This is a genomic window from Dehalococcoidia bacterium, from assembly GCA_035574915.1.
In the GTDB taxonomy this organism is placed as follows: Bacteria; Chloroflexota; Dehalococcoidia; order DSTF01; family WHTK01; genus DATLYJ01.
Map to the genome: position 1 here is coordinate 1 of DATLYJ010000094.1, position 16,334 is coordinate 16,334.

Consider the following 16,334-nt stretch of genomic DNA (forward strand, 5'->3'; position numbering starts at 1 on the left):
GGGGCTGGTGCCACTGGGCCGGGATCCGCCCCGTGTGCGCCCAGTGCTCGATCGTGCTCTGGCGCCGCCCGAGCAGCGCCGCGAGCGCGCTCTGCCCGCCGAAACGGCGGATTATGCGCTCGGCGGCGTTTTCTTCGCGGATGGCGGCCACGAGGACATGATAACGGGATTTTCGTTAACTGCAAACGCACAGCGCCTGCCTTGCCAGACTGCTCCGGCCGCAACCCCGCCTTGCACTCACTCCCGCATGAAGTCGTTGATGCAGCCGGACAGCCTCTCCCCGCCCACTTCCGCCACCACCAGCGTCCCCGGCCGGCGGGTATCGTAGATCGGCACCGAGTACTCGTGCGTGGTCCGGGCCTCACCCCGGAGCTCGGTGCCGTCCGCCAGCTCCAGCCGCAACGCCCGGCGAGGGCCCCTGGGGCCGATGTCGAACGCCGTTACGGGCGTGATCTCGCCTTCGCGTCGGACGTAGCCCGTCGCGCGCAGGGGGCCTCGCGTCGCGACGAAGGCAAGGCGCTCACCGCGCAGCGTGGCGTAGGTGAAGGGCCGCAGGAAGCGTGGCCCCTCCTGGTGCTGCTCGTGCCACTGCCCGAAGCCAAGGAGGTCATATTCGCTGTCGTCGATCGTCACCAAGCCTGAGACGCTGCCCAGGAGCTCGATTCGCCCGGCGACGCTCGTGCCCGACGCGCTGAGGGGATGGAAGGAGCCGCTAAGCAGCACGTGATGGCTTCCGGGTCCGTGGCCCGGGTGCGCCTCCGCATGCGCCTGAAAGTGCACCCGCACGGAGGCCGAGCGCGGCTGCTCTCGCGGGCCGGCCCGGTCCATCGCTACCGGCGACCCGGCCCCGAGGTCGTAGCGCACGTCTGGCGCTTCCACGGCCGTCACGCTTTCCGGGCAGGCGAGGTAGTGGTCCGTGTAAGCGAAGACCTTTCCCGGGAGAAAGACATGGGCCCAGAGCCAGCCCGTCCGCTCCGTCGGGTAGCGGCAGAGCCGGACGACGAAGCCGGTCTCGCCATCGGGGCTGACGCAGTCCAGGTAGACGGACTCGCTCCACAGTGACTGGTCCTCGAGGTGGTCTATCCCCGGCATCGCCTACTTGTAACACACGGTCGCGGGGGCGCGCTCGCCTTCCGTGCCGCGCGCACAAACCTGCACGCGGGACGCTCGGAAGCGGGCTTCGCAGCGCGGACCCTTGCCGTTAGACTGAACGACAGATCATGGACCAACGACCGCCGCCAGGCATCCCGCGCAGGCGGTTGCTTGCGCTCGCCGCGTCCATTGGCGCTGCCTTGCCGGTTTCAGTAAGCATCGCCGGTTGCTCTGGTCCCGGTCCCTCGGTCCCGGATCTCCTACCTCCGTCAGACCCCGAACCGACCGAAGTCCCCCCACCGACGCCGACACCCGAGCCGCCGTTCGTCGTCGCCGAGGGAGAGGAGCGCCGCCTGCTGATGGCGGGCACGCGCTACGAGACGCCCCTGTACGTGTTCGGCACGGGCCGCCTTGGCCCCATCGCCCTCGCCCTGGGCGGAGTCCACGGCAACGAGCCCGGCGGCTGGCTCGCCGCCGAGCGCATCGTCAGCCGCCTCCGCCCCGATACCGGCGCGCTGCTCGTCATCCCTCGAGCCAACCGTGTCGCCACCGAGGTCTTCGAGCGCACCACGCCCGAGATCGGCGACCTCAACCGCGCCTACCCCGGCGACCCCAATGGCACGCCGGCGCAGCAGATCGCGCACCAGATCGTCGAGACGATTCGCGAGTTCCGGGTCGGCCTCGTGGTTGACATGCACGAGTCCTGGGCCTTTTACAAGGACCGCCCCCAGAACGGCACTGCCTTCCTCGGTCAGACCATTGGCACGAACGGGGAGAGGGCCTCGGAGATCTCGCGCGCGGTGGTCGAAGCCGTCAACCGGCGCATCCTCTACCCTCACGAGGAATTCTTCTTCCGTGACCGCTTTGGCTCGAACCAGGCCGCGGCGCCGGGCGTCCCCGAAACAACGACGCAATTGGACGCATCGGGGGCGCCGCGGGGCCCCGGCGGCGCCAGCCGCTCCAGCCTGGGGCTCTCGACATACGTGCCCGGCGTCATCGCCGTCCTCGTGGAGATGGGCCAGCAACAATCGCTCGAACGGCGCATCGCCCTGCACGTGGAGGTGCTGACGGAGTTCCTTCGCCAGGTCGGCGCCCTCGGCACGTAAGCACGCCGGAACCCTCGACCACCCGCCGGCAGGCGTCCCGCCGCGCGGCTACAATTGCATCCAGCCATGGCAGACGTGGCTACGGGCAGCGGCTTCGCGATATCGGTCCTCGGGCGCTTCGAGCTGCGCCACTCCGGCAGGCTCGCCCTCGATGGCTCGTGGAGTCGGCGCCGCGCGCTATCGCTGATAAAAGTCCTCGCGGTGGCGCCCGAGCATCGTCTGCACCGTGAACAGCTCCTCGAACTACTCTGGCCGGAAGCAGACCCGGCCGCGGCGCTGAACAGCCTGCACAAGAGCCTGCACTACATTCGCTCCGCCCTCGCGAACCGCGGCGTACACGATGCTCTCGTCTCCCTCCGCGGCGAGGCCGTTGGGCTCGCGCCCGGGACCGAGGTCGACGCCGACCGCTTCCGCGACCTGGCGCGCCGCGCGCTCGCGGCCGGCGACACGGCGCTCCTGGAGAGTGCCACGGCCTCCTATGGTGGCGACCTCCTGCCCGAAGACGTCTTCGAGGACTGGACGGCGGCGCCTCGCGAAGAGCTTCGCGGCCTCGTCGCGGAGGTCCTGCTCGCTCTCGCCCGCGCCCGGGCCGCCGTGGGCGGACTGGCGGCCGCCATAGAGGCGCTACAGAGGCTCCTGCGCTCCGACCCCCTCCACGAGGAGGCGCACCTGCTGCTGATGGAGCTATACGCCGCCTCGGGAAGCCGGCACCGCGCGCTCCGGCAGTACCAGGCTCTGCGCGATGCCCTGCGGGACGGACTGCAGGCCGAGCCCTCGGCCGCCGCGCGCACACTCTACGAACGCCTGCTGGGCAGCTCGGAACCTGCCGGGGGCGAAGATAAATCCCTGCCGCTGCCGTCCCGCGGTCAGGCGCGGCGTCCTGGTCCGCTCCTGGGGCGAGAGCGGGAGATGGAAGCCGCCGAAAGCGCGCTCGAGGCGGCTATCGGCGGCGCCGGCAGAGCGCTGTTCGTCAGCGGCGAAGCTGGCATGGGCAAGACGCACCTCCTGGGCCACGTCCTTGCCGTCGCCGAAGAGTCCGGCTGCCTCGTCCTCTCGGCCCGCTGCTCCCACATGGAAGCGACGGTCCCGTATCAGCCCATACGAGATGTAATCTCGCTCGCCTCCGGCCAGCCCGGGGCGGGCGAGTTCGTGCGCCACTCGCTCTACCTCCGCCGCGTCAACTTCGAATCAGCCACGGGCGACGAGACCTCGCGCGAGCCTCACTCCTTCCAGTCCGAGCTGTTCGGAGAAGCGCACAAGCTGGTCCAGCTCCTGTCGCGCTCGCAGACCCTCGTCCTCGCCTTCGACGACGTGCACGAAGCGGACGACGAGACCATACGCCTCCTCCACTTCCTCGCCCGCCGCATTGCGGCCGAGAGGGTCCTCCTCGTGTGTACCTTCCGCAGCGACGAGGCGGAACAGCAGGCCCGGCTGGCCGAATTGCTGACCAGCCTGCGCCGGGACCGGTTGACGATCGAGGTCGACCTGGCGCCGCTGGACCAGCAGTCGATGTCGTTGCTCGTGGAGCAGCTTCTCGCGCCCGGCCCCGTGCATCCTCAGTTGGTGCGCGAGGTCATTTCCCGCGCCGAGGGCAACCCGTTCTTCGCCAGCGAGATCGTGCACACATTCGTCCAGGAGGGTTGGGCACGCCTGGTCGACGGACGATGGGAGCGCCGCGGCTCAGGCGAAGCGCCAGTGCCCTCCGCCGTGAAGGACCTCCTGGACATGCGGCTCCGGCGGCTCAGCCCCACCGCGCAGGCGGAGCTCCAGCTCGCCGCCGTCTACGGCAAAGACATAGAGTTCCCCTTGCTCAGCGCGGCGCTCGGCCTGGGCGAACGCGAAGCGCTCGAAGCCCTGGAGGAGTGCATCGAGGCCTCGGTCCTCGAGGAGACGCCGGACGGTTACAAGTTCCGCCACGACCTGCTGCGCGAGGCTATCTATTCCGGGCTCACCCGGGCCCGAAGGCAGGTCCTGCACAGGACCATAGCGCGCCTCCTCGAGGATGCCGCTGCCCGGGCAAAGCCGTCCGACGCCGACGTCGAGGCCGTGGGCCGGCATTATGCCCTGAGCGATGAGCCCGCGAAAGGCCTCGGGTTTCTCCTCGATTCCGCCCGCCGCGCCGCGGCGGTCTACGCCAACGACAACGCCGCCGTCCTTTACGAGCAGGCGCTCACTATTGCCCGCCAGCACCCTGGCGCTCTCGACGGCGCCGGTCTGGCCGGCCTCCTCGAGTCTCTGGGCGATATCGAGCGGAGACGGGGCAGGACGGCGCACAGTGTCGATCTGTTCCAGGAAGCGGCTGCAGTCTTCGCTGCCGCTGGCGACAGCGAAGGCGCGACCCGCGCCCGCGGCAAGACAGCGCTCGGCCTCATAATGCTCGGCCGCGCCGACCTCGCGAAGGAGTTGATCACCTCCACCCTGAAGGACCTCACGGAGCAATCTCCCGTCCAGGTCGTGTCGCGCACCTACTACCTGCTGGCCCAGCTGCACTGGCACAGCGGCGAGCACCGCGCCGCGCTCGAAGCCGCCGAGCGCTCCCTGCTCGCGGCCAACGCTGCCGGCGAGCCGGCCGAGCAGGCCCAGGCGTACGAGGTGATGGCGCTCGCCTGCCACTCCCTCGGCGACTGGCGCCGTGGCGTCGAGTTCGAGCTTGCGCGCCAGGCGCTCGCCATACCCGGCTTCAACATCGACGAGGCCTTCGAGGCGCATCTCTGACTGTGGGAGTATCACCTGTACGGTGATCGGCCCCTCCCGGAAGTCGAAGGCCTCGTGCGCGAGACCCTCGCCAGGGCCGAGCGCGTCGGCGGTTCTCGCGCCCTGGCGCTGTGCCATCACGCCCTGGGCGCTGTCCTGCAGCTCCGTGGTCGATGGCCGGAGAGCGTAAAGGCCTTCAACCGCAGCATCGCGCTCTGTCGCGACTTCGGCGGCGCTTTCGGGGAGGTCCTGGGCGAGCAACGCCTCGCGCAGATCGAGACCGCCGTCGGCTTGTACGAGCAGGCCCACAAGCGTCTGCTCGCTGCGCTCGAGACGGCGCGCACGTCGGACAGCCCCCTGGTCAAGGCCCACAGCCTCGGCCGCATCTACTCCAGCCTGGCCCTCAACCGCTACGAGGCCGGCGAACTCGCCGAAGCGACCCGCTTCCTGGCCCGAGGCTTCGCCACGCAGCGCGTCGTCGGAGACTGCGCCGGCTGCGACGTCTTGCTCTACCCGGCAGCCGTGCCGATTTACATCGCTCACGGCGACCTTGATCTGGCCGAAGAGTCCTGCCGCAAGGCAGAGGAAACGGCGCGCGCCTTCGGCAGCCGGTCCTGGCTCGCCACCGCCCGATACCTCCTTGGCCTCCTCGCCCTGGCCCGCCGGGACGCCGAAGCAGCCGCCTTCCATTCCCAGGAGGCCGCCGCACAGTTCGAGGACCTCGGCCAGCCGTACGAGCAGGGGCTCGCCCTCGAGAGGCTCGCCGAAGCGCTGCAATTGGCCCCGGCGCCCGTCTCCGCCGCCGAAGGGGCGCTTGCCCGCGCCGTCGCCCTCTACCGGGAGCTCGGGGCCGTCGGGCGCGCCCAGAAGGCTCGCACCCTCCTCGGCAAGGACGGCGAGGCGAAGCCGGAAGGAAGCGCCGGGGAAGCCCCGGGGAAGCCCGCCTGATTAGGGTGTGCCTGCGGCTGCCAGGACAGCCGGCTACCACGACATCGGGAGGGTAACCATGACAACGGCAACGACTCTCAACGGCGTCAACGTCTCGCAACTGATCGAGACCATCGGCGCCATCAAGCAGAACCCGGACCTTGCCCGCTTCAAGTTCCGGGCCAGCACGGTCTGGGAAGGTGGTGGTCGCAGCAAGACCACAATCCAGGGCTTCTACGGCGCCGGCCAGGAGGACACGTCGCGGCAGCAGCCCTTCACACTGATCGGCGACGAACCGCCCGTGCTGCTGGGCGCCAACGCCGGCCCCAACGCCGTCGAGGCGGTCCTTCACGCCATCGCCTCCTGCCTCGCCGTCGGCTTCGTGTATAACGCCGCCGCGCAGGGCATCACCGTGCGCTCGCTGTCCTTCGACCTCGAGGGTGACCTCGACCTGCACGGCTTCCTTGGCCTGTCCGACACCATCCGCCCCGGCTACAGCGGTATCACCGTGAAGTACCACGTGGATGCGGACGCGCCGCGCGACAAGATCGAGGAGCTCTGCGCCTACGTCCAGAAGACGTCGCCCGTCCTCGACATCGTGCGCAACCCTGTGCCGGTCTCGGTCCAGCTCGCGGACTGATGGGGAAGACTAGCGACCAGGAGGTGACGGGGATGAAACCGGTAGCGCCAGCCAGAGTGGATGTCGAGACCCTGCGCGAGCAGGTGCGGGCGAAGTACACGGACGTCGCGCTTCAGCCCGAGAAGGGCTTCCACTTCCATACCGGCCGTCCTCTGGCCCGCATGCTCGGCTACTCAGACCAGCAGGTCGAGAGCCTGCCGGCCGAGGTCGTCGACTCCTTCGCGGGCACCGGCAACCCCTTCTCCGTCGGCAGGCTCCGGCCCGGCGAGACGGTCCTGGACGTCGGTTGCGGCGCGGGCTTCGACACCCTCCTGGCCGCGCTGGAGGTCGGCCCCGAGGGCAGGGTCATCGCCATCGACATGACGGAGGCCATGCTGCAGAAGACGGCGCGCGGCGCCCGGGCCATGGGCCTCGGCAACGTCGAAGTCAGGCGTGGCTTTGCGGAAGACTTGCCTGTCGAAGACGGCTCCGTTGATGTCGTGATCAGCAACGGCGTGATCAACCTCTGCCCCGACAAGGCCCAGGTCATGCGCGAGGTCTGGCGCGTGCTCAGGCCCGGGGGCCGCTTCCAGATCGGTGACATCATCGTCCACAAGGAGGTGCCCCAGGACGCCAAAGACGACATCGACCTCTGGTCCGGCTGAATTGCCGGAGCTCTGCTGTACGCAGAGTGGGAGTGGGTGCTGAGCACCGTGGGCTTCACGGACGTCCGCTGGGGCCGCGAAGTCGACGTCTTCTCCGGCTCCAAGCACGAGTCCGACGCGAAGGACTTCGACACCCGGGGCGTCACGTTCACAGCCCGAAAGCCGGAATAGCGAGGGCGACGCAGTAGTGAGGCCACCCGTCCGGGTGGCCTCACTGTTTTCATACCGGCCGGACCGCTCGCCGCAGTCCGGCAAGGGGGTCAGTAGATCGGGCAGCCGCCCCGCGGCACTTCCACCTTGTCGCCGCGCACTATCACCGGCACCGAAATCGAGTACTTCAGCACCTCGTCGAACCACTCCTGCTTCGCCATGACGCTGCGTTCCTCGAACTCCTCCCCGGCGGCGATGAGGCGCTCACGCGCCCGGTCGCAGCCGCTGCAGTTCGGCGTCGTGTAGAGGATAGTCCTGGGCCCTTCCGTCACTTTTGCTACCTCTCCTTGAGCTGCGTCTTCTTGAAAGCGGCGTCGACGCCCGGCAGGCGCCGCCGGCCCTCCGGCGTCCGCCGGGCTCCCTCACCCTCCGCGGCGAAGCCCGTAGCGCTCGTAACGTAGGTGTGGTAAGCGCCGGTGACGGCGGCCTGGTAGCCCTGGATGTCCCAGGCCTGGTTTATCGAGAACTTCAGCAGGCGGAGGGCCAGCTCCGAGTTCTGGGCGCAGCTCTCCGCGTAGGCCAGCGTCTCCCGCTCGAGGTCTTCTCGAGGGTAGACCCGGTTCACGAAGCCCAGCTCCTTCGCCTCTTCTGCCGTCAGGAAGCGGTTCTCGAACAGGATCTCTTTCGCCTTCTTGGGCCCGAAGTCCCAGGGCGCGCTGAAGTACTGCAGCTGCGATGGCAGAAACAGCGCGTCGTCCGAGGCGAAGACGAGGTCCATGGCCGCAGCGAACATGTAGCCGCCGAAGATGCAGTAGCCGTGGACCATCGCGATTGTCGGCTTACGCAGGTTGCGCCAGCGCATCGTGGCGTTCAGGAAAAGCTCCTCCGAGCGCGCGTAGCGCTCGCCCCGGCTCTTCGGATACCCGCGCCGCTCCCGGTCCGCCATCTCCGGCGGCGACCCGATGTCGTGGCCGGCCGAGAAGCAGGGGCCGTTGCCCGAAAACACCACAACGCGCACGTCATGGTCGAGCTCGGCGCGCCGGAAGGCGTCATCCAGCTCTTCGATCATCACGCGGCTCTGGGCGTTACGGTACTCGGGCCTGTTCATGATCACCCGCGCCACCAGGCCCGGCTCGTAGATGATCGTCTCGTAGGACATGGGCGGCCTCCTGATTCAGGTAAGCCGCATTCTCCGCCGGCCCGTCGCAAGTGTCCACCACGCCCCGCCGCGCCTGACGACGCTCGCGGCTACCGGGCGGGAGCCGGGCACGCCCTGCCATCCCTCTGGCCGGCAAGCCGGCCAGCCCCAACCGAAAGCCGTCCTCAGTGCGTGTGACCGCCCGGGCCGTGCGTGTGGCCGTGTCCGTGACCGTGGCTATGGCCGCCGTCACCAGAGGACGGCGACGAATCCGAGGGCGGCGAACTCTCGCTCCCCTTCACGAACGTCATCGGCATGCTGAACACGCGCTCCGCTTGCGTGCCGTCGTTGGGGCAGTTGGCCGGGTCCGTAGCCTGGCTGAACGGACGCGAAACCTCGAACTCGAGACCACAGCGGGGGCAACGAAAGTCGTATCTTGGCATCTCTGCGCCGATGGTAACAGCGCCCGCCGCCAGCGGCCAGCGCACCGGGACGCCAGGCCCAGCCGCCTCGCGTAGAATGGGCGCATGGCAATGGCCTCCGACACGCGTCCCCTCCTCGAAGACCTCCGCGGCCAGGGCTTCAAGATCACGGCGCCGCGTCATCGAGTCATCGAGTGGCTGGTCGCGCGCGACGGAAACTTCACGGCTGAAGAGCTGGCCGCGGACCTCGCCGCCGTAGGGCGCGCCACGGTCTATCGCACGCTGAAGCTGCTGCTCGACCAGGGCCTGGTGTGCAAGGTCGTCCTCGGCGATGGCTCCGTTGCCTACCGCATGAGCCACAAAGTGCACCACCACCACCTGGTGTGCCTCGGTTGCGGCGCGACCGAAGACATCGGCCGCTGTGGCGTGGACGACGTCATCAGCAGCGTCCGCGACGCTACCGACTACGACGTCGTCGGTCACCGGATCGAGATATACGGCATCTGCCCTACCTGTAAGTCCTCTCCTATCGGCGGCTAGGACGGCCGCGGAGGCCGCGCGCCGCGCCCGGCCCCTTGACGCTCGCCCCCGGGGTCGCCTACAGTCGGCCTAATTGATATGAAGTCTCATTTAGCCCTGGTCCTCCTCGCTCTCCTCCTGTCCGCCTGCACTGCTGACCGCGACGACGAAGCGAATGGCCGGCTGCGCGTCATCGCCACCACTACCCAGATCGGCGACTTCGCCCGCGCTGTCGGGGGAGACCTCATCGACCTCACCGTGCTCCTCAAGCCGAACCAGGACGCCCACGACTTCTCCCTCTCGCCCAGCCAGACGCGCGACATCGACCGCGCCGACCTCATCCTGCGAAACGGCCTCGGTCTGGACCTCTTCGTCCTCAAGGCGGCCGAACGCGACCCATCCCGCCTGGTCGTCGTCACCAGGGGCATCCCCCTGCGCGACGGCCCCGATGCCCTGACGAGCGACCTCGAGGCCGGAGGCCACGACCCGCACGTCTGGTTCTCGGTCAGCAACGCCAGGCTCATGGTCGAGAACATCCGCGACGCCTTCGTCCGCGCCGACCCGGCGAACGAGGCCGCATACCGCGAGAATGCCGCCCGCTACCTCCAGGAGCTGGACGCGCTCGACGCGCGCATCCGCGCGGCGGTCGCGCAGGTGCCGGAGCGCTGCCGCAAGCTGGTCACGAACCACGACACGCTGGGCTACTTCGCCCTCCTGTATGGCTTCGAGGTCATCGGCAGCGTCATCCCCAGCCTCTCGTCCGAGGCGCGGCCTTCCGCCGCCGACGTCGCCGACATCGTCCGCAAGATCCGCGACGCGCGCGTCCCGGCCATATTCGCCGAGACGTCCATCAACCCCTCGCTCATCCGCCAGGTCGGACGCGAAGCCGGCGTCAGGGTAGTCGACGACCTCTACGGCGACTCTCTGGGGCCGCGGGGCAGCGACGGCGCCACCTACATCTCGATGATGGAGGCGAATACGAAGAAGATCGTCGAGGCGCTGAAGGACTGCTAGCCAGCCGCCCCGGCGCTCGCGACTGACTGCGCCGCGCCCTGCAGCCTCCCGTCGCTACCGGCCCCGGCGCCTCGCACCCGGAAAGCGATCGTCAGGGCGGGTCAGGGTCGGCCAGCACTTCGTCCTTGCGGATGTCCATCAGGACGAAGCTGTATTCGCCGCGGCGCGAGGTGCCGTAGCGTTTGAAGCCTGCCTTCTCGAAGCAGCGGTGGGCGCGCACGTTCCAGTCCAGCGTCTTCAGGTAGATGCGCTCCAGCACGCTGTTCTCGAACAGGTAACGTACGAACGTCCGGATCAGGTCCGTCCCGTAGCCGCGGCCCCAGTACTCCCGCAGGCCGATGGTGACGCCGATCTCGGCCTCTCGCCGCTGGTAGTCGACGTTGTAGTACATCACGTTGCCGATGTGCCTGCCCTGGAGGTCCTCGACCGCGAGCGTCCGGCGGTATGGGCTCGGATAGGCGAGCTCGTCGCCGAAGATCGCCATGTACTCCGAGAAAGTGCCGCCAAAGGGGCGCGCGGCGTCGAAGGTCGCGAGTTCCGGATCGCAGCGCCACTCGTAGTCCTGGCGCGCATCGGCGATAGTCTTCGTGCGCAGCACCACCAGCTGGCCGCGCGCCACCTCACCCTCGACCGCCGTGCTCACGATGCCGCCTCGGCCTCCCGTTCCCGGATCAGGTTGAGCGCCTGTCGCAGCACCTGGACCTCGTTGGCGTAAGTCATCAACTTCTCCGCCTCGCGGACAGGCACCCATCTTACTTCGTCGAACTCGTGGTCGTGCAGCGCCGGGTCGCCGCCCGTCGGCCGCATGAGGAAGTGATGCACGGTCTTGAAGTAGCGCACGCCCTGCTCAGGCCGCGCGAACCAGTAGTTGATCTCCCCGATCCGCTGCTCGGCTTCGACCGTGACGCCGGTCTCCTCCCGCACCTCGCGCAATGCCGCCTGCTCGATGCTCTCACCCGGCTCGGGCGTGCCCTTCGGCAGCGCCCAGAGGTTGTCGGCGTGCCGGCCGCAAAGGAGCACCTCGACCTGGTCGCCGGCCCGCCGCCAGACGACGCCCCCGGCGGACACCACCCTCTCCGTACGCAGCTTCGCCACTAAAGCATCCCCAGCGGGTCGTCGCCGAAGTCCATAGTCGAGAGCGCCACCTGGATGTCGTCGCGCAGGTCATCGTCGCCTTCGAAGAGGAGGTTCTTGAGGGCCACCCGCGCCCGCTGGCCGCCGATCTCGCCCAGCGCTGCGATCGCCGCGCGCTGCACCTCCTGGTCGGGATCGCCGCGCGCCATCTCGGCCAGTGGCGCCACGGCCTCCTCGTCCCCGATGGAGCCGGCGGCGAAGGCGGCCGCGTGGCGCATCTGCGGCGCGGGGCTCTGCAACTCCTGGAGCACGATGGGAAGCCAGACCTCATCGCAACTCCGTCCCATCGCGTCCACGGCGCCGATGCGCAGCGGCAGGCTGTCACCCTCCTCGTAAATGCTCTCGATGAGGTTCTGGGTGTCTTCCCCGCTCATTGCCCCGAGAGCCTCGATCGCGCGCGCGCGGACGAACTCGTCCTCCTCGAGGTCCTCCACGGACGCCGTCAGCGCGTCCCTCACGGCCTGGGAATCGCGCTCCGACAGCCGGTCGAACTCCGCGGCCAGCGCATACCGGCCGAGCGCGATAGCGCTCTGCAGGCGGACCTCCGTGTTGGGGTCTTCGCGCAACATCTCCGCCAGCCGCGGGATGATGTCCGGGTTCTCGTACTCGAAGAGGCCCTGGATGGCAGCCGCGCGCACCTCTGCGTCTTCGTCGTCCAGGCCCAGCTTGAACACGGCGTCGAAGTTCAGTTCGACGTTGTCCTCCGCCAGGTCGGTCAGGTCGGAGAGCACCCTGAGACGGCGCCTGGGCTCCACCTCACTCCAGGTCTCCGCAAACCTCTCCGACTCCTCGCGCGAAAGGTCGCCGAAGCTGATCAGTTGCTGGGACCCCAGGCGCTTGTTCGGGTCCGCAAGGTCACGAAGGCTATCTTCGAAGGCCATAGAGAGAGGCTCCACGGGCCTCAACGGCCCAAACTCAGCGTATGCAGCCCCCAGATCGCTGTCAAACCAGGGCGTCGGGCCCCGGCAGGTCCCGTCCGGGGCCGGAGTGTCACTGGCGTCGCCTCTGCCATGGGAGAAGTGGTGCCGGCAGCCACGGTTCGGCCGCCGACGGCCCTCAGACTCAAGCCAGCTCATCGTGCGGCGCGCCCTTTTCCCCGCGCTCGCGGGCTAGGGCTCGACCACCAAACCCGACCCTTCCCAGACCTCGCCGACCACCGCTGCGGGCCAGCCCTCGCCGGTGAGAGCGGCGATGAGGGGAACGACGTTCTCGCCGGGCACGGAGATGAGCAGGCCGCCGGAGGTCTGCGGGTCGAACAGGACGCGCACCATTTCCTCCGGCAGGTCATCGGCAATGCTCACGCGCTCGGCAAGCTGCTCGCGGTTACGGCGTTGGCCGCCGAAATCGACGCCGGCGCGCGCGTACTCGATCGCGCCCGGCAGGAGCGGCAGCGACTCCGCCTTCACCAGCACCTGCACGCCACTGCGCGCGGCAATCTCCAGCGCATGACCGGCGATGCCATAGCCGGTCACGTCCGTCAGCGCCGTGGCGCCGGCCTCGCGCGCCAGGTGGGAGGCGTGGCGGTTGAGGCGCAGCATGCTCTGGACCGCCGCCTCCAGGTGTGCCGGCTCCACTTCGTCACGTTTGGCCGCCGTCAGGATCAGCCCGGTCCCCAGGGCCTTCGTCAGCACCAGCGCGTCGCCCGGCCTGGCGCCAGCCTTCGAGAGCACGCGCCTGGGGTGGACGATGCCCATCACCGAAAGGCCGTACTTGGGCTCCGCGTCAATGATCGTGTGGCCGCCTGCGACTACCCCTCCTGCTTCCTGGACCTTATCGGCGCCGCCACGGAAGACCTCCGCCATCACGTCCGGCGGGAAGTCCTCCGGGAAAGCGGCAATGTTGAGGGCGAGCACCACCTCACCGCCCATCGCATAGACGTCGGACATGGCGTTGGCAGCAGCAATCGCGCCAAACGTCCAGGGGTCGTCGACCACGGGGGGGAAGAAGTCCAGCGTCTGCACCACCGCCGTGTCGGAGTCGATCTCATAGACGGCGGCGTCATCGGCAATGCCGACGAGCAGCCGCGGGTGCTCTTCAGGCTTGAACAGCTCTCGCAGTGGGCGCAGGACCTGCGCCAGTACGCCGGGACCGGCCTTGCCGGCTCAACCCGCGCACGAGGCGAGAGAGGTCAGACGGACCTGGTCGCGCGTCATGAGATCACCTCCCTTCCGGCGGACAGCGCCGAGTACAGAGTACAGAGTGCGGAGGCCCAAGGCCTATCGCCGGGCAAGGCCCCTTCCCTCTCCCCTCCGCGGCCTGCACTCTGTACGCGCCATGTCCGCTGCGCCTCTCTCCCCGCACGAGGTCCTCACCCGCCTCACAGCCCTCTACGGCAGGCCGGAGTGGCGGCCGCACGGCGACCCGGTAGCCGAACTGGTGCTGACGTTGCTCTCGCAGAACACGGCCGACACCAACTCCGGCCGGGCCTTCGCCCGCTTGTTGCTGCGTTTCCCGGACTGGCAGGCCGTGCTGGACGCCCCTCTCGATGAGGTGGTCGACGCCATCCGGCCCGGCGGCCTGGCGCCGACGAAGGCGCCGCGGCTGAAGGCGATGCTCGCCGAGGTCCGCGACCGCGCCCGCGGCTTCGACCTGTCGTTCCTGCGCGAGATGTCAGACGCGGAGGCGCGGGCCTGGCTGCGGACGTTGCCGGCCGTCGGGCCAAAGACGGCGGCCTGTGTGCTGCTCTTCGCGCTCGGGAAGCCCGCCCTCCCCGTAGATACGCACGTCTATCGCGTCGCCATCCGCCTCGGCCTCATCTCAAGCAAGCTCACGCCGGAGAAGGCCCAGGACGCTCTCGAGGCGCTGGTGCCCCCGGGCGACCAGTACCTGTTCCACGTCATGCTGATCAGGCACGGCCGCCACACTTGCGCGGCCCGCAACCCGGCCTGCGCCCGCTGCCCGCTGCTCGACCGCTGCCCCGCGGGCCAGGAGTTTGAGGCGGCTCGGGCGCTGGCCAAGCGTGACACGCCGACCCTGGGGCGGCGCTAACCGCGCGGCCGCCGCTCTCGACGTCATGGCCCGGGGCAGGACCGGCCGGGTCGCAAGCGCCGCCGGCTCCATGCCGCACGCCAGCAGGCAGCCATTGGCTGGCTTAGCCGTTCGTTGACACTCCAAATAGGCCGCACCTATGATCGAAATAGATTCGAAACAAGTGCCCGCGACTCCGGAATCCCGGGTCGCGTAGCAGTACGAAAGGACTGAATCGAGAAAGGAAGTGCCGAAATGCTTCTAGCTATCGTCGTGGGCGTCGTTGCCGGCGTCCTCGGGATGGTGCTAGGGGCTCTTCTCGGAATCGCTCTCAGGGAACGAAGGGAGAAAGGTAAGCTAGCCGCCGCCGAAGCCGACGCGGCGCGGATTATCGCCGAAGCGCAGACCAGGGAAAAGGAGCTTCTCCTCGAAGCGAAGGAGGAGGCGATCCGCATCCGCGCCCAGGCCGAGGCCGAGGCCAAAGAACGGCGGCAGGAAGTCCTCAGACTCGAAGAGCGCGTACTCCAAAAAGAAGAGAACCTGGACCGCAAGGCGGAGGCCCTCGAAAGACGGGATCGCGCCGTCGCGGAGCGTGAGCAGCACCTGGAAGAAGCCCGGGCGAAGCTCGAGGACCTCCAGCGCCAGAGGGTGGCTGAGATCGAGCGCGTCGCGCACCTTACCACCCAGGAGGCGCGGGGCATCCTCCTGGCCGAGATCGAGGGCGAGGTCAGGGAGGAAGCCAACCGCATAGTCCGCGAGATGGAGTCCCGCGCCCGCGAGGACGGCGCCATGCGCGCCCGCGAGATTTTGACCGCGACCGTCCAGCGCATGTCTGCCGAGGCCGTCTCCGAGTCCACGGTCACGGTCGTGCCCATCCCCAGCGAGGAAATGAAGGGCCGCATCATTGGCCGCGAGGGCCGCAACATCCGCGCCCTCGAGCATGCCACGGGCATCGACCTGATCATCGACGATACGCCCGACGCCGTGATGCTGTCGGGCTTCGACGGCGTCCGCCGCGAGGTCGCCCGCCTCGCCCTGACCCGGCTCATTTCTGATGGCCGCATCCACCCGACGCGGATCGAAGAGGTTGTCGAAAAGTGCCGGGCTGAGATCGAGAACGAGATCAAGCTCGCCGGCGAGGAGGCCGCCCTCAAAGCCAACTGCCCGGGCCTCCATCCGGAGATCGTGCGCACGCTGGGGCGGCTCAAGTACCGCACCAGCTACGGGCAGAACCAGCTCATGCACGCTGTGGAGTCCGCGCACATCGCCGCCATGCTGGCCCGCGAGCTCGGCGCCGACGTGAACGTCGCTCGCCGCGGCGCCCTCCTCCATGACCTCGGCAAGGCTATCGACCGGGAGGTCGAGGGCACCCACGCCCTGCTTGGCGCCGACCTGGCAAGGCGCTTCGGCGTCCAGGAGGCGGTGGCTCACTGCATCGAGGCCCACCACGAGGAGGTGCAGCCTTCGACCATCGAGGCGATCATCGTCCAGGTCGCTGACTCCATCAGTGGCGGCCGGCCCGGCGCCCGCATGGAATCGCTGGAGTCCTACATCAAGCGCCTCGAGGCGCTGGAGACAGTCGCCACGAGCTTCCCTGGGGTCGAGAAAGCGTTCGCAATCCAGGCTGGCCGCGAAGTGCGCATCATCGTCAAACCGGAAGAGATCGACGACCTGGGCTCGATGCGCCTCGCGCGTGACGTGAGCAAGAAGATCGAGGAGACGATGGAGTACCCGGGCCAGATCAAGGTCACCGTCGTCCGGGAGACGCGCGCCACCGAGTACGCCCGGTGAGACCTCAGCCCAGCCCTCTCTCCGCGGCGGAGAGGGGGCTTTCAGAGTGCTGGGAAGTCCGCAGTTGCTGACGCGGCGCCGCGGAGTCGGCCATGG

The 16,334-nt window shown here is 68.7% G+C and carries 18 protein-coding genes; 10 read left to right on the top strand and 8 right to left on the bottom strand.

The features are described 5' to 3' along the window. Positions 1 to 237: 237 nt before the first annotated feature. Positions 238 to 1,092, bottom strand: coding sequence for a hypothetical protein (locus VNN10_08930; protein HXH22141.1), 855 nt, complete (start codon positions 1,090 to 1,092; stop codon positions 238 to 240). 128 nt (positions 1,093 to 1,220) lie between these two features. On the opposite strand from VNN10_08930, the gene VNN10_08935 reads away from it, so the two are divergent. The 6 genes from VNN10_08935 to VNN10_08960 all read left to right on the top strand — a co-directional run bounded on the left by VNN10_08935 (position 1,221) and on the right by VNN10_08960 (position 7,274). Continuing rightward, positions 1,221 to 2,198 (top strand): succinylglutamate desuccinylase/aspartoacylase family protein, encoded by a 978-nt coding sequence (locus tag VNN10_08935; GenBank protein ID HXH22142.1) that lies wholly within the window; start codon positions 1,221 to 1,223, stop codon positions 2,196 to 2,198. Between the two features lie 66 nt (positions 2,199 to 2,264). Further along, a complete protein-coding gene (locus VNN10_08940) occupies positions 2,265 to 4,913 on the top strand; it encodes an AAA family ATPase (protein HXH22143.1) in 2,649 nt (882 codons plus the stop codon). 54 nt (positions 4,914 to 4,967) lie between these two features. Continuing rightward, positions 4,968 to 5,840, top strand: coding sequence for a hypothetical protein (locus tag VNN10_08945; protein HXH22144.1), 873 nt, complete (start codon positions 4,968 to 4,970; stop codon positions 5,838 to 5,840). Positions 5,841 to 5,898: 58 nt separating this feature from the next. Continuing rightward, positions 5,899 to 6,459: an OsmC family protein gene (locus VNN10_08950; protein ID HXH22145.1), complete on the top strand. Its 561-nt coding sequence runs from the start codon at positions 5,899 to 5,901 to the stop codon at positions 6,457 to 6,459. A 32-nt stretch (positions 6,460 to 6,491) separates the two neighbouring features. Beyond that, positions 6,492 to 7,103 (top strand): methyltransferase domain-containing protein, encoded by a 612-nt coding sequence (locus VNN10_08955; protein ID HXH22146.1) that lies wholly within the window; start codon positions 6,492 to 6,494, stop codon positions 7,101 to 7,103. A gap of 36 nt (positions 7,104 to 7,139) precedes the next feature. After that, positions 7,140 to 7,274, top strand: a complete 135-nt coding sequence (locus VNN10_08960; protein HXH22147.1) for a hypothetical protein — start codon at positions 7,140 to 7,142, stop codon at positions 7,272 to 7,274. Between the two features lie 89 nt (positions 7,275 to 7,363). On the opposite strand, the gene VNN10_08965 is transcribed toward VNN10_08960, so the two are convergent. From VNN10_08965 to VNN10_08975, 3 genes are all read right to left on the bottom strand, one after another. Beyond that, positions 7,364 to 7,585 carry a glutaredoxin family protein gene (locus tag VNN10_08965; protein HXH22148.1) on the bottom strand — a complete coding sequence of 74 codons (222 nt, stop codon included), beginning with the start codon at positions 7,583 to 7,585 and terminating at the stop codon, positions 7,364 to 7,366. A gap of 5 nt (positions 7,586 to 7,590) precedes the next feature. Beyond that, on the bottom strand, positions 7,591 to 8,412 hold the full coding sequence (locus tag VNN10_08970) for an enoyl-CoA hydratase-related protein (protein ID HXH22149.1): 822 nt from the start codon (positions 8,410 to 8,412) through the stop codon (positions 7,591 to 7,593). A gap of 164 nt (positions 8,413 to 8,576) precedes the next feature. Then, on the bottom strand, positions 8,577 to 8,834 hold the full coding sequence (locus VNN10_08975; GenBank protein ID HXH22150.1) for a zinc ribbon domain-containing protein: 258 nt from the start codon (positions 8,832 to 8,834) through the stop codon (positions 8,577 to 8,579). Positions 8,835 to 8,918: 84 nt separating this feature from the next. On the opposite strand from VNN10_08975, the gene VNN10_08980 reads away from it, so the two are divergent. Together VNN10_08980 and VNN10_08985 are read left to right on the top strand one after the other, a co-directional pair. Beyond that, entirely contained in the window at positions 8,919 to 9,353 is a 435-nt protein-coding gene (locus VNN10_08980; GenBank protein ID HXH22151.1) for a Fur family transcriptional regulator, read from the top strand. Between the two features lie 78 nt (positions 9,354 to 9,431). Further along, positions 9,432 to 10,346 carry a metal ABC transporter substrate-binding protein gene (locus VNN10_08985; protein ID HXH22152.1) on the top strand — a complete coding sequence of 305 codons (915 nt, stop codon included), beginning with the start codon at positions 9,432 to 9,434 and terminating at the stop codon, positions 10,344 to 10,346. A 91-nt stretch (positions 10,347 to 10,437) separates the two neighbouring features. On the opposite strand, the gene VNN10_08990 is transcribed toward VNN10_08985, so the two are convergent. The 4 genes from VNN10_08990 to selD all read right to left on the bottom strand — a co-directional run bounded on the left by VNN10_08990 (position 10,438) and on the right by selD (position 13,633). Next, positions 10,438 to 10,989 (bottom strand): GNAT family N-acetyltransferase, encoded by a 552-nt coding sequence (locus tag VNN10_08990; GenBank protein HXH22153.1) that lies wholly within the window; start codon positions 10,987 to 10,989, stop codon positions 10,438 to 10,440. Next, positions 10,986 to 11,441, bottom strand: coding sequence for an NUDIX hydrolase (locus tag VNN10_08995; protein HXH22154.1), 456 nt, complete (start codon positions 11,439 to 11,441; stop codon positions 10,986 to 10,988). Before VNN10_08995 ends, VNN10_08990 begins: the two co-directional genes overlap by 4 nt. Next, positions 11,441 to 12,361: a HEAT repeat domain-containing protein gene (locus VNN10_09000; protein ID HXH22155.1), complete on the bottom strand. Its 921-nt coding sequence runs from the start codon at positions 12,359 to 12,361 to the stop codon at positions 11,441 to 11,443. Before VNN10_09000 ends, VNN10_08995 begins: the two co-directional genes overlap by 1 nt. A 228-nt stretch (positions 12,362 to 12,589) precedes the next feature. Continuing rightward, the gene (gene selD, locus VNN10_09005; protein HXH22156.1) at positions 12,590 to 13,633 is read right to left on the bottom strand and encodes a selenide, water dikinase SelD; all 1,044 of its coding nucleotides are present in this window, start codon (positions 13,631 to 13,633) and stop codon (positions 12,590 to 12,592) included. A 121-nt stretch (positions 13,634 to 13,754) separates the two neighbouring features. On the opposite strand from selD, the gene nth reads away from it, so the two are divergent. Both nth and rny read left to right on the top strand, forming a co-directional pair. Continuing rightward, positions 13,755 to 14,468, top strand: coding sequence for an endonuclease III (gene nth / locus VNN10_09010; protein HXH22157.1), 714 nt, complete (start codon positions 13,755 to 13,757; stop codon positions 14,466 to 14,468). A gap of 234 nt (positions 14,469 to 14,702) precedes the next feature. Further along, the gene (rny, locus tag VNN10_09015) at positions 14,703 to 16,238 is read left to right on the top strand and encodes a ribonuclease Y (protein HXH22158.1); all 1,536 of its coding nucleotides are present in this window, start codon (positions 14,703 to 14,705) and stop codon (positions 16,236 to 16,238) included. Positions 16,239 to 16,334 lie beyond the last annotated feature (96 nt).

Bases quoted from the DNA above. Each gene is read 5' to 3' on its own strand.
- VNN10_08930 (HXH22141.1), bottom strand. From the start codon at position 1,092: ATGCCGGGGATAGACCACCTCGAGGACCAGTCACTGTGGAGCGAGTCC.
- VNN10_08935 (HXH22142.1), top strand. From the start codon at position 1,221: ATGGACCAACGACCGCCGCCAGGCATCCCGCGCAGGCGGTTGCTTGCG.
- VNN10_08940 (HXH22143.1), top strand. From the start codon at position 2,265: ATGGCAGACGTGGCTACGGGCAGCGGCTTCGCGATATCGGTCCTCGGG.
- VNN10_08950 (HXH22145.1), top strand. From the start codon at position 5,899: ATGACAACGGCAACGACTCTCAACGGCGTCAACGTCTCGCAACTGATC.
- VNN10_08955 (HXH22146.1), top strand. From the start codon at position 6,492: ATGAAACCGGTAGCGCCAGCCAGAGTGGATGTCGAGACCCTGCGCGAG.
- VNN10_08970 (HXH22149.1), bottom strand. From the start codon at position 8,412: ATGTCCTACGAGACGATCATCTACGAGCCGGGCCTGGTGGCGCGGGTG.
- VNN10_08975 (HXH22150.1), bottom strand. From the start codon at position 8,834: ATGCCAAGATACGACTTTCGTTGCCCCCGCTGTGGTCTCGAGTTCGAG.
- VNN10_08980 (HXH22151.1), top strand. From the start codon at position 8,919: ATGGCAATGGCCTCCGACACGCGTCCCCTCCTCGAAGACCTCCGCGGC.
- VNN10_08985 (HXH22152.1), top strand. From the start codon at position 9,432: ATGAAGTCTCATTTAGCCCTGGTCCTCCTCGCTCTCCTCCTGTCCGCC.
- VNN10_09000 (HXH22155.1), bottom strand. From the start codon at position 12,361: ATGGCCTTCGAAGATAGCCTTCGTGACCTTGCGGACCCGAACAAGCGC.
- nth (HXH22157.1), top strand. From the start codon at position 13,755: ATGTCCGCTGCGCCTCTCTCCCCGCACGAGGTCCTCACCCGCCTCACA.
- rny (HXH22158.1), top strand. From the start codon at position 14,703: ATGCTTCTAGCTATCGTCGTGGGCGTCGTTGCCGGCGTCCTCGGGATG.